The sequence below is a fragment of the Algoriphagus persicinus genome, assembly GCF_035156415.1.
GTDB classification, from domain to species: domain Bacteria; phylum Bacteroidota; class Bacteroidia; order Cytophagales; family Cyclobacteriaceae; genus Algoriphagus; species Algoriphagus persicinus.
In genome coordinates, this window is the sequence record NZ_JAYEEY010000015.1 from 74,724 (window position 1) to 97,181 (window position 22,458).

Consider the following 22,458-nt stretch of genomic DNA (forward strand, 5'->3'; position numbering starts at 1 on the left):
CATGCTCGATTTCATCTTAGGTTTATTGAAAATTTAATGAGCTTAGTCCATTTAAATACTATATTTACCGTTCAGATTATTCCTTGACAAAGAGAGCGTAATCTGATCTAGTATAGTGTCGAACATATGCTAAAAATAAACTTTTTCACAGCTTTTCTTCTGTTTTTTATGTGTACTGCCCAGTCATTTGCGCAGTCACAGACTTATTTGTCCTTGTACAAAGAGCAGTTGCCCTATTTTCAGGAGCTAATCACTGGTGGCCAATACAAAGAACCTCCCTTAAATTATGAGGGCGATCCCTATTATTTGGATAGGAATTTTGGAGAAGGACGTCTGTCTATTAATAACATAAGCTATACTGAGGTTCAGCTCCTATATGATGAGCACGATGACGTATTGATTACATTTCACCCAATCTATCGTCAAAAGATTTTAATTACACCGGACAAAATTGAAGAGTTTCAACTCAAGGACGGTAGTGTGTTTAAGAAATACCTTGGAAATGATTCTTATGGACGTCATAAAAACGGATTTTACCGCGTGATAAAAGATGGTGAGGTCAAAGTCCTAAAGAAGTATTTCAAATATAATGACCCAGCAAAAGAGGTGGGCAAGTACACGCATAGTTTTGTGGAGAAAACGGATTACTTCTATTGGTTCAATAATGAATTTGTCCTTATTAGAAAGAAAAAGCAGGCTATTCAAAGTTTGGGATTGAAGAAGAAGGAAGCAAAAAAATACCTCAGAGGGAAGTCTATCTTTTTCTCTACGGACAAGGAAAAATACATTTTGGAACTGGTCACTTTGAGGGAAAGTAAGGCTGATACGTTTAACAGTTTTGTCGAATGAAAAAATTTCTACTATTGATTTTTCTTACTTGCTTTTTTGCTGATTTGTGGGCTCAGACAGCTACTACCAAGCTGAGTGGAATGTATCTGGGAATGTCATTTGAGAGATTTGCCACGAGAATTGAATCTGAGACCGATTATAAATTCTACTACAAAATAGAAGACGTGGAAAACCTTCAAGTCAATCTGCAGGCAAATAATTCAGATATCAAGATGATTTTGAATCAGGTTTTTGCTGAGACGGATATGACCTATACGCTAGATAAATCTAATCGGATCTGGGTGAGCAAAGGCCAGAAAATACAAGTTGATTTCCCTGCCGATTACTTCTTGGTACAGGAGAGACATGATAATCTGGCAAATGCTGGAGATTCACTGGGCGCATTTGATAAGAATAAGCGCTTTACCATAGGGAAATCTTCAGATGACCCTCAATCCAAAACAGCGATTTTAAGTGGTACAGTGAGCAGCATAGAGTCAGGAAAACCAATGAATGGCGCGATAGTATTGGAAAAAATCAACTACAGTCAAGTAGCTACGGATCAAAATGGCAAGTACCAGCTTACTCTTCCGAAGGGAAGACACACGATTTGGGTGCAAAATATTGGTGGCTTTCAGGAGCAGCGACAGATAGATCTTAAGGGCGACGGCGTTCTCAATATGAGTATTGAAGAGACCATACTTTCGCTGGATGAAGTAGTGGTAAGCTCCGGTGCATTATCAAATGTGAACAAACTTGACATGGGAGTGCAGTCCATCAGCATTGCTGAAGTAAAGAGACTTCCCGCGGTGCTGGGCGAAGTGGATGTTCTCAAGGGTATTTTGATCATGCCAGGAGTCAACACGGTAGGGGAGGCAACTTCTGGATTTAATGTGCGTGGTGGTGCGGCAGATCAAAATTTGATCTTGTATGGTAATTCCACGATTTTTAATCCTACCCATGCATTCGGGTTTTTCTCAGCCTTCAATGCGGACATTGTAAATGGAGTCGAGCTATACAAAGGATCCATTCCGGTGAATTACGGAGGCAGACTTTCTTCGGTATTGCAAGTTGATCCGAAGTTTGGCAGACAGGAAAAAATAGGAGGATCTGGTGGATTAGGCATCCTGACTAGCAGATTGAGTCTGGATGGCCCGATTGGCAAGAAGACGAACTTTATCGTAGGAGGTAGGACTACTTACTCGGATTGGGCATTGAATCTGTTGGATGATGAGGCCGATTTGAATGACAGTAAAATTACTTTCTATGACATCAATGCGAATATTCAGCATAACCTCAATGAAAAGAATACACTTGAGTTGACAGCCTATTTAAGTCAAGATGATTTTCGCTTTGACCCAGATACTACCTATTCCTACCAAAATATAAATGTAGCGCTGGGCTGGAAGCATTTTTTCAATGACCAGCTTGAAGGTAGATTTACAGTTGGCAGTGACAATTATCAATTCGGAATTATTGGGCAGGAAAACCCATTGAACTCCTTTGAATTTGGCTTTGATGTCAGTCAGCTTTTCCTCAAGGCGGAATTTGAATACAGAAAGAACGAGAATCATATCATGAACTTTGGAGTTCATGGTATTCAATATTCGTTGAATCCGGGGAGCAACATGCCCTACGGCTCTGAATCCATTGTAATAGAAAAGCAACTGGATGAGGAAAATGCCCGCGAGATTTCGGTTTATTTTGGAGATGAATTTATAGTTTCTGAAAAGCTGTCGCTGAGCTATGGAGGTAGATACATGCTATATCAATTGCTAGGTCCTATGACCGTGAATGGATATGTGCCGGGTGCTCCCATCACAGACAGTAATGTAATAGGTGAGGAAACATTTGGAAATGGTGAACCTGTGAAGACTTATCATGGACCAGAATTCCGGGTTTCGGCTCGATATTCCTTGGACAACAAATCCTCTGTGAAGGCCGGTTTTAATACCATGAGACAAAATATTCACTTATTGTCAAACACCTCCTCTATATCCCCAACGGATTCTTGGAAATTGAGCGATACATATATCCGGCCACAAACCGGAGGTCAAGCTTCGCTGGGTTATTATCGTAATCTTGCAAAAAACAAACTCGAATTTTCTACGGAAGTTTACTATAGATACATGGCAAATCTGCTTGATTATCGCTCAGGAGCCAATATTATCCTCAATGAAAATATAGAACAGGATGTGTTGAATTCGGATGGGAAAGCCTACGGCGTGGAGGTGTTACTGAAGAAAAGTACTGGGTTGCTACAAGGATCATTGGCCTACACCTATTCCCGGTCTCTCATGAAAACCTCTGATGATCCAAGCATTGAGAAAATCAACAAAGGAGACTTTTATTCCAGTAATTTTGATCAGCCGCATCACCTAGTGCTCACGGGCAATTATGAGTTGAGCAAGCGGGTAAATACTTCTCTAAATCTCAATTACAGTACAGGAAGACCAATTACTTTACCGATTTCTAAGTTTGACTATGCTGGTTCCGAGCGGGTATATTTTTCTGAGCGAAATGCCTATAGAATTCCTGATTATTTCAGAGTGGACTTTTCAATTAATTTAGAAGGAAGCCATAAGATCAAGAAGCTGGCTCATTCATCTTGGTCACTGGGGGTTTACAACCTGTTGGGAAGAAGTAATCCTTATTCTGTGTATTACACTCCTGTAGATGGTCAATTGAGGGGTTATCAGTTGTCCATATTTGCCCAGCCTATTCCATTTATTACATACAATTTCCGTTTCTGATGAATAGACTAGTCACACTTATATTTCTAAGTACACTACTCATAAGTGGATGTAGAGAGCCTTTCAATCCGGAAATAGAACCTGCAGACCTTTCTGTATTGGTAGTGGAGGGGTATCTGGACACAGAAGGACTGCCAAGCAAGTTGCAGCTTAGTTATACCCGAAATATTCAAACTGATGATTCATTTGCTCCAAGCTTTCCGAGTGCGGTAGTTTACCTTAGGTCAGAAACCGGAGCAGAGTTTCCCTTAACTGATTTGGGATCAGGAGCATTTGAATTTGCTTATGATATCCCTGAGGATCAGAATTACAGACTTTACATATCAACAAATGATGGAAAAAGCTATACATCAGAATTGATTAAGCCTATTCTAACTCCTGAGATTATTGATGTAGGTTATGTGAAAAATGAACTGGGAGTAGAGGTATTTTTGACTACAAAAGGAGATGAGAATGCAGATGACTTCCTATGGACATTTGAAGAAACCTATGCTTTCAGACCAAAATTCCCGTCTTTTTTTAAATATGATGCAGAGCAGCAAGATGTGGTTATTAGGAGTCCTGATGAGAGGACAGACATGTGCTACAGAGGGGATGTAAGTGCTAACTTGATATTGGAGACTTCTTCCAGATTTGAAGATCAGTTCGTATTTAGACAGTCTATTACTCAAATATTGCAGGATGACGAGCGTCTTTCTGTGCGCTATAGTATTTTGATTTCCCAGAAAGCGCTGGATAAAAAAGCGTCAGAATTTTGGGAGATTCTCCGCAAAAACACAAATGATATAGGATCGATTTTCAGCCCCTTACCTTCCAATATCGGAGGGAATATCATGAGTGATCAGAATCCTGATGCACCTGTAGTGGGCTATGTGAGCTTGGGCACTGTAAGGCAACGACGATTATTCATCGGAGTTAAAGAAGTGTTACCATGGAGAGCAATAGAACCTGCTTACTTTAGCTGTTTCGTCGAACCTGATACGGTTTTGATTGCCAATTATGGACAATCCTTTGGAAGTGGGGGTTTTATACCTGTAGTACCTATAATTCCTGAAGGAGCATATTCTCCGATAGGCTATCAAGGGGCTATTCGCCGCTGTTCAGATTGCACACTGAGAGGAACAAATGTGAAACCTGATTTTTGGGAGGATTAATATGAGCTTACCGCATAAATTATTTGTATTTCTTTTTCTGGGTCTTAGCTTTACTCAGGTGGCGTCTAGTCAAAACCTTGAAGCTGAGACAGTGGATTTCGTCATTCCCAAGACCATCTATTTTGGAGGGGAGCGGGTATGGATAGCTAGCCAGGCGATGGAGAATAATTCTCCCGTAGAGTCTAAGATTATCTACGCAGAACTGGTTAATCGATACAATGAGTCAGTTGCTATGGCAAAGATGCCATTAGAGGAGGGGAGAAGCTTTAACTTTCTTCAGCTTCCTATAAATCTGCCATCGGACAATTATCTCCTTCGCGTGTTTACCAGAGTAAGTCCCTATCAAAATTTAGAAGAAGGTTTAGTCCAGCAATTCATTACGGTATTCAATAGAAATGTGCCTCCTACGGTAGTTTCTAAGCGAAAGATAATCTCTCAACGCAGCGATTCCAATGAAATAGTTTTGTCCCAAGAAGTGATTGCCGCAGGAGAGAAATTGCAAATAAAGTTGCCTGTCGGTGTTGAAATAAGTGAAGTAAGTATAGCATCTGAAAATCCGTTTTTGACTGATCAAGGGCAGATTCCTTCAGCGCAGGCGTATGAGTCTATCGAGAAGCACACCCTAATTCCTGAGCTGTTTGGGCATATAATCGAAGCCAAAGTAGAGAGTGCCTCAGTCGATACTACACAGTTGTACTACCTCTCACTTCATGGGGATAAATCTGCACTTTTTACAGATAGACCAGATGCGGATGGCACTATGTATTTTGATGCCGGGGGAATGAAACACTGGGATTTCCTTGTGGCTCAAGCCGATGAAAATGGAAGCCTATTGGACTTTGGGATCGTATCGCCAGCTCCTGTTACTCGTTTTAAAAGCAGTTTTGTATTTCCAGAATTAGAAATCAGTCCGGCGGATCAGGATCTTCTTCAGGAATTGCTGAAGGGTGGACAGGTGGAAGCCTATTTCGTCAATGAGTTCGATGCAAGCTTATTTCCTGTAGTTACAGGGTTTATGGAAGATCGGACGTACTTATTGGATGATTATACGAGGTTTGAAACGGTAGCTACAGTCATCAAAGAATATGTGCCTGAGGTGTCACTAAGGACGATCAAGAAAAAGAAGAAATTTCGGGCTTTGGATGAGGTGAGAGAAGCCGGTTTTGATTCAAATCCTCTGATGTTGATTGATGCATTGCCTGTTTTTGATTCAGATTTGCTTGCGACATTTGACCCTACAGGTTTTGAAAAGCTGGAAGTGTTGAGCCGTACTTTTTACTTAAACGAAGAGAAGTTTCCAGGCGTAATTAGCTTCAGTTCCTATAAGAATAACTTTGGCGGATTTCCTATTCCATCCAATGGCATTTACCTCGATTATGAAGGGATTCAACCTAAAGTTATCTCCACAGAATCACTCTTTGCTGAGCCAAGGCAAGATCAGAATATCATGGACTGGAGAACAGTATTGTACTGGTCAGAAATCCCTGATGCCTCTTCTCCAGGTAATTCTATTGAAGTCAAAGTCCCAGATCTAAAAGGGAAATATCAGATCACGGTTAAAACCAAAACCCAACAGGGGGAAGCGAAAGACTACCTGCGAACTTTTGAAGTGAAGTAAAAGTCTTTTTCGTTATTCGTTATTCGTTATTCGTTTTTACGTTTTAACTCACGCTGAACAAAATCAGTGACTTTTGCTTCATATCCACCGCTATATTCTGGCACAATCGTTTTCTTTTCAGGGAAAGATTCCATATGCAAGGTCTGAGTAGGGAAGGCAAAGCGCACGCCGATTGAATTGGCTAGCTTAACTATCTGGATCAAAATCTCGTGACGACATTGCAGTTCTTCTCCCCAGGTAGGTACTTCAAAGAAGATGTAAAACATGACATCTTGACTGAAAGAGGACAAGTTGTTGAAATAGATATGAAAGACATCTTTGCGAGTGTTGGGATGAGCTAGTACGATTTCACGAAGTCCTTTGACAAACTCATCCACGAGCGCTGGCGGAGTGTCGTATGTGATAGTCAAAGTCGAGTAAAACCTTCTGTATTGACGCAAGCCATGATTGTCCAGAACTGCGTCAGCAATTTTCCCATTTGGGACATACATGAGCGAATTTCTAAATGTACGTATCCGTGTAGATCTAAAACCGACTTCTTCCACAGTCCCATCGATATCGCCTGAAGTGATCCAATCGCCCACCTGAAAAGGCTTGTCAATGAAAATCATGACTGAACCGAAGAAGTTTTTGATCGTATCCTGAGCAGCTAGGGCAATAGCTACACCGCCTATGGAGAGACCGGTCAGAAATGGAATAATATCGAGATTAAGCCCATCTCTCAGGATAAACAGCGTTCCTACAATGATCACAAACGCTTTGAGTGTTTTTCGCATCAAAGGCACCAATTGATCATCAAGGGTGGATTCCGTTTTAGTGGCTAGTTTGGAAAAGTATGCTGCCACCACATCTGCCAATTTGTAAAATATAATGGTGATCAGGAATGGTTTCAGTGTACGGATTAGTATTACTATCCAAGACCAAATCTCAATGGGTAGCTGGAGCACGCGGATGAACAGGGAGAGTAATACCACTATCAAATAAAAGCTGATCACTCGGGCTACGGGTAATATGTAATCTTCTCCTATTTTCCCATAGCCATAGCGCTTGAATAGGTAGAGCATTAATTTATCTACCACTAAGGTGAAAAACCAATGCGAAAGGAAAACCAATAAAAGCAGGATAAACAAGCCGACTAATTGCCAAAGATGGAGTCCTAAATATTCCTGATTTCCAATTTTCGGCAAGACGTTCAGCAACTTTGCAGTACCGTAGGGATAGGTTTCTGAGTGAAGTTCATCTATTTGGCTTACGCTAAAGGCTGAATATTTCCAAGTATCACCGGATTTTTGCAGGAATATTCCCGGGAGCTTTTTTTTGTCAAAATAATAGATATTCTCATTGGAGGCAGAGGAGCTGTCGGTGTAGTTTTGCTCGTTTGGAATCTCGTTAGTTCGTATTAAAATCCCTTTTCCCTCAAAAATCTGCTTGAGTTTTACTGCGAGTCGATGTCCATTTTGATCTTCTATATCTGAAAGGTCAAGCGTCTTAGCGGCATTCTCAGGCTGGTAATGACCTTCCTCCAGATTATAAAAAAATGAAAGGGTAGTATGATAAGGAGAGCTCAGGTTGACCGAATTACCTACTTTATAAATATCCTGATTGTCGGCAATCAGCTGGGCAAAAGAGTGAGTGCTAACCCAGAGAAGTAAGGATATGAGTAGGAAGTACTTTTTCAGCATTAGTTGTTAAGGTAATTTTTTGCAAGTTAGCCAATCATGACACGATGCCCAAGGGAAACAAGAGATGGCTAATCTGCCAGTTGAAATTCAGTAAGTGTGGATCCGCTTACTGTCCTGATCAGGTATTGGCCTAGGGAAGATTGATAGGAAATCTGGATGTAACCTGTACTTTCCAGAGGCATAGTAGTTTGCAGATTTCCATGGAGATCATACAGGTAGCAAAACGCTTGATTGAGATCTGTGATAGCAAATAATTGTCGGTCTGAGCCGAAATCAAAATATTGATAGAGTAGATTTTCATCTGATACACGGGTGCTGAAAAGTATTTTTTCGCTTCGATCAAGTACACTTACTTCGTTAAACTGCCGGGAGATAAAGACAAAGTCGTTTTGCTTTTGATCAGGAACAAGCAGAAATTCACTATCCCGGTCATTTTTGATCAGCTGGTTTCTATAGCCGATTTCCCCGCTGAAATTGGAATGGATCACCTCTCCGTTTGTAGTGATCCCTACGAGCTGTGTCGATCTTGTTTGTGGATTTCTCCAGGCAATCAGTCCAGAATTGAAGGATTCTCCGAGCTTAATAGATGAACCTGCTTGACTTTCACCTCTTCTATTGAAAAGCTGAAGCTTACCATCTTCTGTCAAAGTGACCATGAAATCACCTTGGCCAGGCACTCTGTAGTGAGCGGGTAAGCCGATGGTTTTAGCTCCTATTCGATTGGGATTCCAGCCTTCCAGTTGTCCACCCGTCTTATCCAATAGGAATAAATTACCCTCTTCTGTGCTGATGAAATAACGGTAGTCTTTAGAATTGCTGTAGTCAACTAGATTGAGATGTGTGATCTTTTCGCCGTTTGCACTCAATGGATACCCGGGAAGCGGTGTTCCCAGTCTGTCTATTCCATAGATTCTGTCGGCTGATGCAAGTAGCACCTGCAGCTTTCCGTTTTTATAGTAATCAATTTGAAATGACTCTGATACAACAGGACCGGTAAGTTGCTCAGCGTAAACTTCCTGACCTGCAGAATTGATTAGATGGAGGACATTGTTTTGATCCTGTACCAGCAGGTCTTCTGTATTGTCCTGATAATTAGTGATGGATTTTGGGCCATAAATTAAAGGCTGATCAAAAGAAATTCTTTTGCTCGGCTGCAAAGAAATCGCATCTGCAGTTTCGATCGCCGGTTGGGATCCCCCATCAAAAGGGAATCTCAGAGTGGCTTCCGTTCTATCTTGGAGTTGATTGATTTTAAATGAAACCCAAGGAAATGATTGGAATGCGGCGGCATATTTCTGAAGGAAAGAACTCCAGGAAGGATTAGCTTTTTTAGTCCAAGAATCCCAAATATGATCTGTCAAATAGATCCGACTGAATCCCGAAGTTGGACTTAAATCCTTTTTAGCTTCAGGTGCTCTGGAAGATTTGCTCCAGGTACTCCCTGAGCTGATATCGTCTAGGATCAGCTTCATGGCTTGTTGGGAATTGGTAAGGATCAATATTTCATTTTCTGAGGTGATGAAGGTTTGTCCAAATCCCGGGAATTTCCCTTCGAATAAATGTGCCGGGAGATCCTCCTCCGAAAAGTACTGGATCTCATGTCCAGCATAGTAATCAGAGCTTTTCTCACTTTCGCTTTCTTGAAATTCTTTGAGTTGCTGTATGGCAAGTTCTGCATCTCTTGTCCGTGCCAATAGTACCAGATTTTGATCTACACCTCCTGCGTTTTCTAAATCCAGCAAATACAACTCTCCGGTGAAACTGTCCAAGAAACCTTTATCTAGTAGTTTTCGCTGTATTTCTCCGCTAAAAGTCGCTCTAGCTGTAAAAGCACGATTGGAGATATTTTGGGTTTCATAAATGCTTTTTAGATTAATCTGAGTGAGCGCAAGGGTACGATTTGAGATTACTTCTTCGATAGCAGTAAGGTTGGCTTGAATGGAAGGAGTGAAATCTACGTCCTCTTCATAGACTACTGGTCCTTTAAAGATCATTTGATTTTCTTCCAAATTTAATTCCAAAGCAGCTACTCCAGGCATGAGTTCCAATCCTGCAATGGCTGTATTTTCCCTTTGACCACTGATTCCCTTCAGCAGGCTAGCCAGCCCTTTACCTGAAAGTAACAGCCTTCCCTTCGAAACAGAATTGTACGGAATTGATTTAAATAAAGAGTAAAAGCTGTGTTGACCTTCATTCACATAGAATCGGATGGCTTCTTCAACCAAGAAGGAAGAAGAAGAAATCACTGCCAAATCACCGAGTAATGAGATGCTCCATTGACGGTTATTTTCCGAATCGTAATATTCCAGTACATCTTCGTCAGAGTATTGTCTGAGTTGGAATCGTGATCCTGATGGGATTCTTGATTTAATTTCATCCACGAAACCTGTAGCAGTGGATGGACTGAGATTGATGGTAAATAGTAGTTCGAATGTCTCAATACCCGTGGAATGAAGGCTGATAGTGGCTTGTTGCCCATTGAGAGATTGCGCTATTTCTCCAGAACCTCCATTCAGACTGTCTAAGGTGATGAGTTGATCAGCTAATCGTTGAAATGCCGGAAATGTTTTTAAAATCTCCCATACGGGATCATTGACCAGGGCATTCCATTGCTCGGCACCCTGGTAGGTTTCAAACACAAATACTGAATTTTGACTGATAACCTCCAGGCTATTGATTTGTCGTGAGGAAAAGTAGGACTTGTAGATCCAAAAGCCACCTCCGACGAGGAGTAGTGTGATAAAAAGTATAAGTAGGCTTTTCCAGATCTTCACAGGCACAAGGATGATTCAGAGGTTGTAATACAAAAATCAGACCCAAGAAACCCTTGCCAAGGCAAGAGAATCTCAGGTCTGATGTAAATGTACTAGGCTTACTTACCTAGCTTATTCAATACTTCCATTACTTCTTTCACGTGGCCTCTAGAAGTCTCAAGAAGTGCTTTCTCTTCCCCATTTAGGTCAAGTTCCAATACTTTCTCAACACCATTTTTACCAAGAATGACTGGTACACCAAGGTAGCAATCGTCGATTCCGTATTCACCTTCCAGTTTGATACAAACCGGGAATACTCTTCTTTGATTTTTCAAGATTGCCTCTACCATTTGCGCAGCTGCAGCTCCTGGAGCATACCAGGCAGAAGTACCCATTAGCTTCACTAGCTCTCCACCGCCGAACTTTGTTCTTTCGATGATTGCATCAAGTTTATCTTTTGCTACCAATTCAGTCACCGGGATACCAGCCACTGTAGTATAGCGTGGAAGAGGAACCATGGTATCACCATGCCCCCCCATGAGGATTGCCTGGATTTCTTTTGGAGATATGTTCAATTCCTCAGCAAGGAAAGCTCTGTAGCGAGCCGTATCCAAGATGCCGGCCATACCTATTACTTTATTTCTAGAAATACCAGCCGTGATGTGTGCCTGGTAAGTCATCACATCTAGTGGATTGGAGACCACGATGATGATCGCATTAGGAGAGTGCTTGATTACATTCTCAGTCACAGACTTCACGATGCCGGCGTTGGTTTCGATCAGGTCATCACGAGTCATACCTGGCTTACGAGGTAGTCCTGAAGTGATCACCACTACGTCTGAATTAGCAGTTTTGCTATAATCATTGGTGCTGCCTGTGGTTCGGCTATCGTATTGGTTGATAGGTGCCTTCTGGAAGATATCAAGTGCCTTGCCTTCAGCTACCCCTTCTTTGATGTCAATTAATACGATTTCCTCAGCGATTTCGCGATAAGCCAATACATCAGCGCAAGTTGCGCCCACGTTACCAGCTCCTACTACGGTTACTTTGCTCATTAGATATATAGATTATTATATGAATATGTTGCGTTTAAAAGCGGCGCTAAGTTATTAAACTATGCCTAGGATTCGAAACAGACCTCTGAATAGTTTGGAAGTAATTAAGATTTTTTGATAAATATGAGATAGGCTAGTTGAATGAGCTTATTCAAACATTTGACGGAGGCTGAAGAAGCCGAATGATTCCCTATAAGACCGGAAAAGTCGCTGGTTGTTCAGGTTGTAGTATTCTGTGAGAGAGGTCATCATTTTTGCCTTGATCTTCGGGTTGCTATCAAAAATCTCCTGAATTGCAAAGTGAGGAATTACAATCAATTCGGCCTCGTCAGAAACAATTAGCGCGGTGTAAGTTCTCTTTGCATTTTCGAGTAAGGAGTTTTCTCCAAAGGCTTCACCTCTTTTGACCTCCAGTATTGTTTCGAAATTGTCTTTGATGTCAATAGTTAGGCTGATTTCTCCATTTTTGACTAGGTAAAGTGCTTGGCTTGGGTCTTTGCTGAAGAATACCACCTCATCTTTCACATATTTTCGGTGATGCATTGCAGGGATAAAACGAGCCATTTCTTTATCCTTCAGGCGCTCAAAGAACTTGATCTGCCCAAGAAAACTGAACATTTGTGCCTCCAGTTCGGTGTATGTTTTGGAAAATGGATTGTGCATTGCTTATCGCTTTTTTAAATAAAGTAATTTCCTGGTGGCTGCTGTTGATTTTGCCCAATTAGCGATTCTAAAGCCAATAACCCAGGCTATTTGCCCTTCTGAAAGTAAGACTTTCACTGTTTGTTTCTTTACCACAGGTACTTTCAAATCTATCAAAAAGTCAGATATTTTTTTGGCATTTTTCATCCCAAGCGGAATAAACCTGTCACCTTCTTGCCAAGTCCGGATTTCCAAAGGGAAACGAAGCCGTTCCAAATCTAGCATAGCGTTTTGACGGGTTTTGTCTAGGGCTTCCTTGCCTTCAATTTTGAAAATTTCATACGTTCCTTCTGGTAAAAGAAACTCAATATCACTTTCAGAAATCGAGATCGACGCAAATTCACGCGGTATAGGAGCCAAGATTAACTGATCACGGTCTAGATTGAGCAAATGACTTGGGCTTTCGAATAGCTTTCCAGAATCGCCCGACTGGCAGCTTTCCAACATGTCTTGAGCCTGATCAGAATTGAAGCCATAGGGACGAAGCCAGAAGTACAGAAGGGATGCCGCTCCAGTGGTTCTCAGAATATCAGTGGAAGAAAGGATTTGCATACCGTCTGATTCTTTGATTTTTTCGTTTTTCCAGTTTTCGAATAGTGTGGTGAAAGCCTTTCCCGTGTCTTTTAGTCTGGCGAAGCTGTTAAGTAGGTTTGATTTAGCATCATCGGCTACCTCGTAAAGTGCTGGTAAGCTGAGGTGTCGGAGCTTATTCCGTTTGTAATCTGTCTTTTCATTAGTACTATCTTCTCGCCATTGGATCTGATTTGTGAGCACATAACTTTGAATGTCCTTCCTTTCAAAAGGGAGCATAGGGCGAATCAGCCAGCCTCTTCGTTCTGCCATTCCATAAATCCCTTCTATGCCAGTGCCTCTGATAAGATTCAGAAAAATGGTTTCAATCTGATCATCTAGGTGATGTGCTATTATAATTCCAGCTAAATTTCTTTCGGACCTTATTTTTTCAAACCAATCATAACGAATCTCCCGGGCAGCCATTTGCGTAGAGATATTTCTCTCTGCTGCGAACATGTTGGTTTTGGCATGGTGAACATGGAAAGTTTTGCCTACGGTTTTTGCCCATTTTCTAAGAAACTCTTCGTCTTGATCGCTGTCTTCCCCCCGTAATTGGAAATTGACATGCGCTACCTCAAAGGGAATTTGCGCCTTGGTAAGAAGATTGCCTAAGCACATGCTGTCCATTCCGCCACTGCTTGCCAATAGGTAGGTTTTGGAGGGGTCTAAAATTGTTTTGTTCCGGATATGCCGGATAAAAGCTTCAACCATTGATCAAAAATATCATTTTCTACTAATTTTACCCACATTCGTGCAGCTATGACTTTATCCTTATTTCGTATTCATTTCTTTCTACTGACTTTTTGGGTCGTATCATTTTCGAGTCAAGCTCAAGAAACATCCAAGTTAGAGATCAATAATGCTGATGATTTGATTGGAACAACAGGAATGCTTAGGTTGGTGGGTTCTGTACAAATGAGGCATCAAAAATCTTTGATTTATTGTGATTCGGCCCATTTTTTTAGAGAAGAAAATAAGGCTAGACTTTTTGGTAATGTAAGAATAGTGGATCAGGAAGATCCTGTGGAGACTACCTCCGCCTATGCGGAGTATGATGGTAACACCAAACTTGCCAAACTTAGAAATCGGGTAGTTTTAATAAATGATAAAACTACCCTTACCACAGAATACTTGGATTATGACCGTGCGGGCAATATTGCAAACTATTTCAATGGTGGAAAAGTAGTCGATTCAGTTAATGTCCTTACGAGTGAGCGGGGTACCTATGTAGTGAAAAGAGAGAGAATCACCTTTAAAAATAATGTGGTACTAGTCAATCCGGACTATACTATGAAAACCAATGACTTGGTTTACCTGACCATTCCCAAGACAGCGGAGACAAAAGGTCTGACGAATCTGATCTCTAAAGATGGAAATACCCTCGATGCGACCAACGGCAGTTTTTATGATACTCAGGCGAAAAAATTTAGGTTTTATGATGGAGTGGTAGAGACAGAAACGAGTAGAATTAAAGCAAAGGAATTGTATTATAGTGAGTTGGATGCCTACTACGAAGGAAAAGAAAATGTAAGTGTGCTCAATAAGGAGAGGCAAGTAGAGGTCTTTGGAGATGCTGGAGAGTATTGGGATGAGCGAAAATATAGTTTAGTGCATGGAAATGCTTTGGTAAGAAGGTATTTCGAAAAAGACACACTTTATATGGCTTCTGACTCTTTGATTTCACAAGACGGTGAAGTGGATTCTATGAAATATTTGTTGGCATTTCGTAAGGTGATGTTGGTGAAAACAGACATGTCTGGTGTGGCGGATTCATTGGTTTATAATTATTCGGATTCGTCTATTCAGCTTTACAAAGACCCGGTAATGTGGAATCAAAAAAGTCAGATTACAGCCGATAGCATGGTTTTTTATATTGCTAATGAGGAACTGGATCGCGTCTTTATGAAGGATAAAGTTTTTGTGATCACGCAGGATACAATAAAGAACTTCAATCAAATGAAGGGCAGAACTATGGTTGGCTATTTTGTAGATGGTCAAATGGACAAGATCGACATAGACGGCAATGGAGAATCGCTGTACTTTGCTCTACAGGCAGATACAATCTCACAAGGAATCAATAAAACGCTAAGTGCCAATATCAAACTCAGATTTAAAGATGGTGTGATTCAACGCGTCACTTATGGTATAAAGCCTGATGGGAAGTTCACTCCCTTTCAACTCATCAATGAAGAAAATTCCAGGCTAGAGGGATTTAGTTGGAGATTTGAAGAAAAACCCACAATGGATGATATCAATTCTTGGAGAAAGCCTGAAGAAATCGACCCAGATGCAGAAAATTTATTTAATTCTCCTGAAGTTGAATTGGTTCTGCCTACGGATGAAGAAATCTTAAAGTCACTAGAAAAAAGCGGTTGGAAACCAGAAAAAAACATTCCATTGCCAATATTGGATAATTAGCGTAATTGCCAACGAGGGACTAGAGAAAAAATTTTATTAGGGTTAACAGATTTTAACCGCTTTTTTCTCTGAATACATAGCCATTGGCTTAATTTTGTCCGTATATTGAATACAGTTACAACACAAGCAGCGTATCGATTAAAACTCTACATGAAACAATTACTCATATTTTTTACATGGCTTTGGCTGTTGGTTCCCGTATTTTCGGAAGCCCAACAAGTGCGTGTGCTGAGTGACGGGATAGAGTTTCGAGGCGACTTGGGATCAACCCAACGCAAAACAGTAATCATTCAAAACGAAACCAACCAAGTCAAAACGTATCTACTTAAAAGTCTTCGTGGAAACATCGGGTCATCCCAACGCGTAAAAATTTGTATTGGAGATCAGTGTTACGATCCCAAAAAGGATCTTGCGAAAATTAAATTGATTTTGGAGCCAGGTGAGATATTGACAGATTTGTATCTGGTTTTTGATATGGGAATAGCCGAAACAAGAGGGTCTTTTGATTTGTCATTTGTAAACGAAAACAATTTGAGAGACCTTTTCGTCGTTGAAGCAAGGTATGAAGTAGATGATCCAGCAAATAAAGTTAATGAATTTGACTACAAGGATATTGTACTAAGCGACGTCTATCCAAACCCTAGCGTGAGAATAGCTCAGTTTGATTATTTTATCAAAAATCAGTCTGTTAAGGCTAGAATTGCAATAAATAGCTTCATTGGGAATCCAATAGCGGATTTTGAACTTGATCCTGAAAGAAACACGCTGGCTATTAATGTTTCTGATTTCAACCCTGGGATTTATTTCTACACCCTTTTCTTGGACAATAAGAATATTGTGACCAAGAAGCTCGTTGTCAAGAAGTAAGACTTGACTATCCAGCAATCATCCATTTGAATCCGAATAATTAACCCGTATATTTGCGGTCTTGAAAATGAACATGCGCGTACAATCCATTCTATTTCTGATTATTATACTTGCTGCAAGTTCCTGTGGTCCATTCAACAAGCTTGAGAAAAGCACGAATTGGGAGGAGCTCTATGCCGGTGCAAATAAGTATTACCAAGAAGGAGAATATAATAAAGCTATCATCCTTTATGACAAGGTTTTACCAGTAATCAGAGGAAGTGAAAAGGCTGAGTTGGCTGATTATAATTATGCCAACTGCCATTTCAAGACTAAGAGATATATCGAAGCTGCTGGCTATTTCAGCAATTTCTATCGAACATATAATAGGAGCCCATTGGCAGAAGAAGCATTATTTATGAATGCATATTCTCTGTACTTAGATGCCCCAGACGCCAATCTTGATCAACAAAGTTCCCAAGAAGCTGTAGCCGCGATTCAGCAGTTTGTGACCAAATTCCCTGCTTCTGCAAGCTACGAGCGGGCAATGGAAATGCTAGTTGATTTGCAAGGTAGGTTTGAACAGAAGGCTTATATGGAATCCTCGATGTATTACAGGCTAATAGAAGGCCTGTACCCTGGAGAATACTACAGAGCGAGTATTATTAACTTTCAGAACTTTGCAAAGGATTTCCCAGACAGTGAGCATAACGAAGAACTTGCTTATAAGCTTGTGGAAGTGAGTACTGGCTACGCCGAGAATAGTGCATTTCTGAAAAAAGAAGAACGATTGAAAGATGCGCTGAACTTTGCCGCTACTTTTTATCGTAGGTATCCATCCAGTGTTTATACCGGAAAAGTTAAAGAAATTGAAGCCAAAGCAAAAGAAGAGTTGGAGTCGCATGCAGAGCTTCAAAAGGAATATGCAGCCAGATTAGCTGAGCAGAAAGCCAAAGAAGTAGAGAGCAAGCCCTTAGAAAAAGTAGAAATTAAATAGAACTATAATCAAATAAGAATATGGCAGTTAATCCATCCATCATTACAAGAGATCTTGATAAAATCGCTGATAAGACAGGAAATATCTATGAGTCGCTTCATGTAGTAGGGCAGAGAGCAAAGCAAATCTCTAACACCTTGAAGGAGGAGTTAAATATCAAGCTTTCAGAATTTGCTTCTACTGTTGATAATTTGGAAGAAGTATTTGAAAACAAAGAGCAAATCGAAATCTCCAAGTTCTACGAAAGAATGCCAAAGCCAAGCTCCTTAGCTTTGGAAGAATTCCTGGAAGGTAAAGTGTACAGCAGATTTCCAGAGGAACCTACAGGAGAATAATGCTATGCGCCTAAAGGGTAAGAAAATCATATTAGGCGTAACGGGTAGCATTGCTGCTTACAAGTCAGCTTTTCTTGTTCGATTATTAATTAAAGCAGGAGCAGAAGTGCAAGTAATTATGAGCACTTCTGCTTTTGACTTTATTACCCCGCTCACCTTAGCTACACTTTCCAAGCGACCTGTTCTAAGCCAATTTCAAACGGGTGAAACGGGTGTTTGGAACAATCATGTGGATCTTGGACTTTGGGCGGATTTATTTTTAGTTGCACCCATCAGTGCTAATACCCTTGGGAAATTTGCCATTGGTATCTGTGACAATCTCCTTACTGCTGCCTATTTGTCTGCAAGATGCCCTGTGATGGTAGCTCCAGCGATGGATCTAGATATGTATCAGCATCCTGCGGTACAAGCAAACATTCTAAAATTGAAGTCCTTTGGGAATATAGTCCTTGATCCAGAATCAGGAGAATTGGCAAGTGGATTATCTGGTCAAGGTCGGATGCTGGAGCCAGAGCATATTTTATCAATGATTGAAGATTTTTTTGCTAACAACTCTGATTTCACTGGAAAGAAGGTATTGATCACTATGGGGCCGACGCAAGAGGCACTTGATCCGGTGAGATATATCAGCAATCATTCAAGCGGGAAAATGGGACTTGCATTGGCAAATGCTTTTCTTTTCAGAGGAGCCGAAGTTTTTGTAGTTTCTGGACCTATTTCATTGAAAGTGGATAAGGATAGTTTTCGATGGGAGGATGTGAGATCCGCTAAAGAAATGTTTCAGACTGCTGTTGAATTCCATGATCAAATGGATATTTGTGTTTTCGCGGCAGCGGTAGCAGACTATGCTCCAGCGGATGTCTCTCCTCAGAAAATTAAAAAAAGTGATGCCAAACTCTCCATAAATTTGGTGAAGAATGTAGATATCGCAGCAAAATTGGGAGCTATGAAAAAGCAAAATCAAATACATATTGGCTTTGCCCTGGAGACGGAGAAGGAGGTAGAAAATGCCCAGCGCAAGCTTTCAAAGAAGAATTTTGACATGATTGTCCTCAATTCAATGAAGGATCATGGTGCTGGTTTTCAGGTGGACACCAATAAAGTTCACATTTTTCATAAATCTGGAATGTCCGTACGATCGGAGGTTGCTCCAAAAAATCAAATTGCAGATCTAATACTAGATCAAATCAAAAATATCCCTGTTTGGGTTTGAGCCTTTATATTTCCGTATTTTTAAGTCTATGAAAAAAGGAATTTTCCTTCTCATCTTCTTTTCCTATTCCCTCATTGGCTTTTCTCAAGAGCTGAATTTTACAGTGATTATCAACAGTGATCGCGCAAGAATCCAGAATACCGATGTGTTTAGACAGATGAAGACCAGCTTCGAACAGTTTCTCAATGGCAGATCCTGGACCACGGATGAATTTCGCCCTGAGGAAAGGATAAAAGGGAATCTACTTATTACGATCAATGATGTTCCACAAGTAGGGACTTATAATGCCACTGTGCAGATCCAGACTGTTAGACCTGTTTATGGTACTAATTACGAAAGTTTAGTTTTTAATTTTGCTGATAGGAATTGGAATTTTGATTACATAGAATCCCAACCTCTTGAGTTCAATAGGTTTACTTATTTGAATAATATAAGCTCTTTGCTGGCATTCTATGCTCAGATCGCATTAGGCTTAGATTATGATACGTTCGAGAGTCGGGGAGGAAGCGAATTCTTTGCAGCAGCAAATGACATCGTAAATAACGCACAGCAATCAGGGAGAGCTGGATGGGGGCAAAGTACCTCTGATCGACGAAATCGCTATGCCTTAAATAATGACATTTATACTTCCTCGGTCTTTTCGGTGATTCGTGATGCCTATTATCTATATCATCGTCAAGGCTTGGATATTCTTCAGATTCGTCCCGAAGAAGCATATGGTAATATGCTAGAAGCAATCAGGATAGTAGCAGAAGCCAATAAAACTCAACCAAATGGAATATTTACGATCTCCTTTATGGATGCCAAAAGTGATGAGATTGCTTCAATTATGAAAAATGCTTCGCTTGAGATTCGGACAGAAATAGTCGAACTTCTTTTGGAAGTGGATCCTAATAATGCGAGAAAGTACAATGAGCTGCTGAAAAGCTAAGCTCGATTTTTTAGTTTTGCTCAAACGAACTCATGACCCATGCTCAAATCTCTTAGCATTTCTAATTATGCTCTGATTGACCAACTGCACATGCAGCCTAGTCCAGCACTCAGTATGATTACCGGCGAAACTGGTGCGGGGAAATCCATTATGCTTGGGGCTGTCGGCTTGCTGCTTGGGAATAGATCTGACACGAAAGTATTGCTTCATGAGGACAAGAAGTGCGTCATAGAAGGCGTGTTTGATGTAGCTAATTATGGCATAAAAGATTTCTTTGATCGGGCAGAGCTAGATTACGAACCTACCTGTATTATACGGAGAGAGATCAGCCCGGCAGGGAAATCCCGTTCGTTTGTAAATGATACGCCTGTACTTTTGGATGCTTTAAAAACGTTGGGAAGCTATTTGATGGATGTACATTCCCAGCATGATACACTTCAGCTCGGGGAAGGAAGCTATCAATTGAGCTTAATAGATGCATTTGCACAGACACAGGAAGAAGTTAAAAAATACAGAACTGATTATAAAGTTTTTCAAAAAGCACAAAAGGCATACACAGAACTCAGTGAAAAAGCTATTGAATTGCAAAAGGAGGCTGATTTTAATCAATTTCAACTGGAAGAATTAAGCGTATTAGGATTAAAGGAGAACGAGCAAGCTGAGCTGGAATCCACTCAGGAAATTCTTGAGAATGCAGAAGAGATCAAGTTAAAGATCAATGAAATGCTAAATCTTTTTCAGGATGAGCAGTTCGGAATCATACAAGGAATGTCTCAAGTACAGCATGGAATGCAGTCTTTAGAGCGTTTGGCACATGTTTTTGGTGCATTGAAGGAGAGGTTTCAAGCGGTAAATATTGAATTGAAAGATATAGAAGAGACGCTTGGTGATGAAGATAGTCGAGTAGAGGTTGATTTTGAGAAACTGGACGAAATCAGAGATAGACTGAGTAAGATATATCAACTGCAGAAAAAGCATGGCGTGGCCTCTGTGGAAGAGTTGATGGAGCTGGAAAGAGAGCTGGTAGATAAAGTGTTTCAGGTTCAGAATCTGGACGAAACGCTAGCACAGGCAAAGCTAGAATTGGAAGATAGTAAGCTACAAGTTCTTGATTCGGGAAAAGTCCTTCACAAAAAAAGACAAGGGAGTTTTAAGAACTTCCAAAGTTCTCTGGAAGAGCTACTGGCTGGACTGGGAATGGAGAATTCCAAAGTTGTAATGGAGCATAAATCAATTGAGCCTTCTGCTAATGGAATGGATGAAATAGAATTGCTGTTTTCTGCAAATAAGGGATCTTCTCCACAGCCATTGAAAAAAGTGGCTTCAGGAGGTGAGTTTTCCAGATTACTTTTCGCTATTAAATACTTGATGGCAGATAAAATGGCGATGCCTACCTTGATTTTTGACGAGATAGATACAGGTATTTCCGGGGAAGTAGCCTTGAAGATGGTCGGGATGATGCAGGATATTTCTAAAAAACACCAAGTGATCTGCATTACGCATTTGCCTCAGGTGGCAGGACAGGGCGACCTTCATTATTATGTTTTCAAAGATAATTCTTCTGAGAAAACTGTCAGCAAAATCAAGTTACTTGATCAAGATGAACGGGTTCTGGAGCTTGCAAAAATGATCGCGGGAGCGTCTCCATCTGCTTCGGCAATAGAAAGTGCAAAGGAGTTGCTGCGCCGGTAATTCTTGCCTTACAGCATTTTCGGGGCTTGAATGATTATTTTTTCCTATTTTTGGGCAACATTTTTGAAAATAACCCCCTAGCTATATGCCAGATAATTTGCTAAAAGGAAAACTTGGAATCATTACCGGTGCTCTCGATGAGAACTCAATTGCATGGAAAACAGCGCTTAAAGCGAAAGAGCAAGGAGCAAGATTTGTATTGACAAATGCTCCAATCGCCATGCGTATGGGTGCCATCAATGACCTTGCAAAGGAATGTGATACTATCGTGATTCCTGCGGATGCTACGAGTACAGAAGATATCGAAAAACTTTACACAGAAGCTAAAGAGTATCTTGGAGGTAATTTTGATTTTCTTTTACACTCTATAGGAATGTCTCCAAATATCAGAAAAGGAAGGTCTTATGGCGATCTGAACTATGATTGGGCTATGAAGTCATACGATGTGTCTGCTGTCTCTTTTCACAAGATGATGCAGGTAGCGGAGAAGCAGGATGTGATGAACGAGTGGGGATCCATCGTAGGGCTGTCTTATATAGCCGCACAGAAAGTTTTCCCTTTCTACACAGATATGGCTGATGCCAAAGCTTTGCTAGAGAGCATCGCCCGTGGATATGGCTATAGATTTGGAAAATTGAAAAAAGTAAGAGTGAACACAATTTCTCAGTCGCCTACTAAGACAACGGCAGGAACTGGAATTGGAGGATTTGATTCGTTTTACAATTTTGCAGAATCCCTTTCTCCTTTGGGAAATGCTTCAGCAGAAGCCTGCGCAGAATATATCGTAACGATGTTCTCTGATTACACCAGATTAGTTACTATGCAAAACCTATTTCATGATGGTGGATATTCCTTTACTGGAATTTCTGAAGACATCATGGAGAAGTTTAAGGACTTATAAAAACTAC

The 22,458-nt window shown here is 40.7% G+C and carries 17 protein-coding genes; 12 read left to right on the forward strand and 5 right to left on the reverse strand.

What is annotated here, in order from left to right; all coding sequences use genetic code 11:
- The first annotated feature begins 126 nt into the window (after positions 1–126).
- Genes U3A58_RS13105 through U3A58_RS13120 form a run of 4 tightly spaced genes read left to right on the forward strand, consistent with a single transcriptional unit; the run spans position 127 to position 6,353 of the window.
- Positions 127–849, forward strand: coding sequence for a hypothetical protein (locus tag U3A58_RS13105; RefSeq protein ID WP_323823955.1), 723 nt, complete (start codon positions 127–129; stop codon positions 847–849).
- A complete protein-coding gene (locus U3A58_RS13110; RefSeq protein ID WP_323823956.1) occupies positions 846–3,581 on the forward strand; it encodes a TonB-dependent receptor in 2,736 nt (911 codons plus the stop codon). Before U3A58_RS13105 ends, U3A58_RS13110 begins: the two co-directional genes overlap by 4 nt.
- Positions 3,581–4,735: a DUF4249 domain-containing protein gene (locus U3A58_RS13115; RefSeq protein WP_323823958.1), complete on the forward strand. Its 1,155-nt coding sequence runs from the start codon at positions 3,581–3,583 to the stop codon at positions 4,733–4,735. Before U3A58_RS13110 ends, U3A58_RS13115 begins: the two co-directional genes overlap by 1 nt.
- Positions 4,736–4,793: 58 nt before the next feature.
- The gene (locus U3A58_RS13120; RefSeq protein WP_323823960.1) at positions 4,794–6,353 is read left to right on the forward strand and encodes a hypothetical protein; all 1,560 of its coding nucleotides are present in this window, start codon (positions 4,794–4,796) and stop codon (positions 6,351–6,353) included.
- 26 nt (positions 6,354–6,379) lie between these two features.
- Here the strand turns inward: U3A58_RS13120 and U3A58_RS13125 are convergent, their stop codons facing one another.
- The 5 genes from U3A58_RS13125 to tilS all read right to left on the reverse strand — a co-directional run bounded on the left by U3A58_RS13125 (position 6,380) and on the right by tilS (position 13,829).
- Positions 6,380–8,035, reverse strand: a complete 1,656-nt coding sequence (locus U3A58_RS13125) for a mechanosensitive ion channel family protein (protein WP_323823962.1) — start codon at positions 8,033–8,035, stop codon at positions 6,380–6,382.
- 68 nt (positions 8,036–8,103) lie between these two features.
- Positions 8,104–10,809 carry a hypothetical protein gene (locus U3A58_RS13130; protein WP_323823964.1) on the reverse strand — a complete coding sequence of 902 codons (2,706 nt, stop codon included), beginning with the start codon at positions 10,807–10,809 and terminating at the stop codon, positions 8,104–8,106.
- Positions 10,810–10,907: 98 nt separating this feature from the next.
- A complete protein-coding gene (mdh, locus tag U3A58_RS13135) occupies positions 10,908–11,843 on the reverse strand; it encodes a malate dehydrogenase (RefSeq protein ID WP_323823966.1) in 936 nt (311 codons plus the stop codon).
- A 147-nt stretch (positions 11,844–11,990) separates the two neighbouring features.
- On the reverse strand, positions 11,991–12,506 hold the full coding sequence (locus tag U3A58_RS13140; RefSeq protein WP_323823968.1) for a Crp/Fnr family transcriptional regulator: 516 nt from the start codon (positions 12,504–12,506) through the stop codon (positions 11,991–11,993).
- Positions 12,507–12,509: 3 nt separating this feature from the next.
- Positions 12,510–13,829 (reverse strand): tRNA lysidine(34) synthetase TilS, encoded by a 1,320-nt coding sequence (gene tilS / locus U3A58_RS13145; RefSeq protein WP_323823970.1) that lies wholly within the window; start codon positions 13,827–13,829, stop codon positions 12,510–12,512.
- A gap of 48 nt (positions 13,830–13,877) precedes the next feature.
- Between tilS and U3A58_RS13150 the strand changes: the two genes are divergently transcribed.
- The 8 genes from U3A58_RS13150 to U3A58_RS13185 all read left to right on the forward strand — a co-directional run bounded on the left by U3A58_RS13150 (position 13,878) and on the right by U3A58_RS13185 (position 22,451).
- Complete coding sequence (locus tag U3A58_RS13150; protein ID WP_323823972.1) at positions 13,878–15,536, forward strand: OstA-like protein; 1,659 nt, start codon at positions 13,878–13,880, stop codon at positions 15,534–15,536.
- Positions 15,537–15,686: 150 nt separating this feature from the next.
- Entirely contained in the window at positions 15,687–16,403 is a 717-nt protein-coding gene (locus U3A58_RS13155) for a T9SS type A sorting domain-containing protein (RefSeq protein ID WP_323823974.1), read from the forward strand.
- Positions 16,404–16,470: 67 nt separating this feature from the next.
- Positions 16,471–17,379, forward strand: coding sequence for an outer membrane protein assembly factor BamD (locus U3A58_RS13160; protein WP_323824061.1), 909 nt, complete (start codon positions 16,471–16,473; stop codon positions 17,377–17,379).
- Between the two features lie 20 nt (positions 17,380–17,399).
- Complete coding sequence (locus U3A58_RS13165) at positions 17,400–17,714, forward strand: DNA-directed RNA polymerase subunit omega (RefSeq protein WP_323823976.1); 315 nt, start codon at positions 17,400–17,402, stop codon at positions 17,712–17,714.
- A 4-nt stretch (positions 17,715–17,718) separates the two neighbouring features.
- Positions 17,719–18,927 carry a bifunctional phosphopantothenoylcysteine decarboxylase/phosphopantothenate--cysteine ligase CoaBC gene (coaBC, locus tag U3A58_RS13170; RefSeq protein ID WP_323823978.1) on the forward strand — a complete coding sequence of 403 codons (1,209 nt, stop codon included), beginning with the start codon at positions 17,719–17,721 and terminating at the stop codon, positions 18,925–18,927.
- A gap of 28 nt (positions 18,928–18,955) precedes the next feature.
- Positions 18,956–19,858 (forward strand): type IX secretion system protein PorD, encoded by a 903-nt coding sequence (porD, locus tag U3A58_RS13175; protein ID WP_323823980.1) that lies wholly within the window; start codon positions 18,956–18,958, stop codon positions 19,856–19,858.
- 39 nt (positions 19,859–19,897) lie between these two features.
- Complete coding sequence (gene recN / locus U3A58_RS13180) at positions 19,898–21,550, forward strand: DNA repair protein RecN (protein WP_323823982.1); 1,653 nt, start codon at positions 19,898–19,900, stop codon at positions 21,548–21,550.
- A gap of 85 nt (positions 21,551–21,635) precedes the next feature.
- Positions 21,636–22,451, forward strand: a complete 816-nt coding sequence (locus U3A58_RS13185; RefSeq protein WP_323823985.1) for an enoyl-ACP reductase FabI — start codon at positions 21,636–21,638, stop codon at positions 22,449–22,451.
- The last annotated feature ends 7 nt before the right edge of the window (positions 22,452–22,458 follow it).

What these genes read in the sequence shown, in the direction of transcription:
- U3A58_RS13110 (WP_323823956.1), top strand. Translation starts at nt 846, where the DNA reads ATGAAAAAATTTCTACTATTGATTTTTCTTACTTGCTTTTTTGCTGAT.
- mdh (WP_323823966.1), bottom strand. Translation starts at nt 11,843, where the DNA reads ATGAGCAAAGTAACCGTAGTAGGAGCTGGTAACGTGGGCGCAACTTGC.
- U3A58_RS13115 (WP_323823958.1), top strand. Translation starts at nt 3,581, where the DNA reads ATGAATAGACTAGTCACACTTATATTTCTAAGTACACTACTCATAAGT.
- U3A58_RS13165 (WP_323823976.1), top strand. Translation starts at nt 17,400, where the DNA reads ATGGCAGTTAATCCATCCATCATTACAAGAGATCTTGATAAAATCGCT.
- U3A58_RS13140 (WP_323823968.1), bottom strand. Translation starts at nt 12,506, where the DNA reads ATGCACAATCCATTTTCCAAAACATACACCGAACTGGAGGCACAAATG.
- recN (WP_323823982.1), top strand. Translation starts at nt 19,898, where the DNA reads ATGCTCAAATCTCTTAGCATTTCTAATTATGCTCTGATTGACCAACTG.
- tilS (WP_323823970.1), bottom strand. Translation starts at nt 13,829, where the DNA reads ATGGTTGAAGCTTTTATCCGGCATATCCGGAACAAAACAATTTTAGAC.
- U3A58_RS13105 (WP_323823955.1), top strand. Translation starts at nt 127, where the DNA reads ATGCTAAAAATAAACTTTTTCACAGCTTTTCTTCTGTTTTTTATGTGT.
- U3A58_RS13155 (WP_323823974.1), top strand. Translation starts at nt 15,687, where the DNA reads ATGAAACAATTACTCATATTTTTTACATGGCTTTGGCTGTTGGTTCCC.
- U3A58_RS13185 (WP_323823985.1), top strand. Translation starts at nt 21,636, where the DNA reads ATGCCAGATAATTTGCTAAAAGGAAAACTTGGAATCATTACCGGTGCT.
- U3A58_RS13150 (WP_323823972.1), top strand. Translation starts at nt 13,878, where the DNA reads ATGACTTTATCCTTATTTCGTATTCATTTCTTTCTACTGACTTTTTGG.
- porD (WP_323823980.1), top strand. Translation starts at nt 18,956, where the DNA reads ATGAAAAAAGGAATTTTCCTTCTCATCTTCTTTTCCTATTCCCTCATT.
- U3A58_RS13125 (WP_323823962.1), bottom strand. Translation starts at nt 8,035, where the DNA reads ATGCTGAAAAAGTACTTCCTACTCATATCCTTACTTCTCTGGGTTAGC.
- U3A58_RS13160 (WP_323824061.1), top strand. Translation starts at nt 16,471, where the DNA reads ATGAACATGCGCGTACAATCCATTCTATTTCTGATTATTATACTTGCT.
- coaBC (WP_323823978.1), top strand. Translation starts at nt 17,719, where the DNA reads ATGCGCCTAAAGGGTAAGAAAATCATATTAGGCGTAACGGGTAGCATT.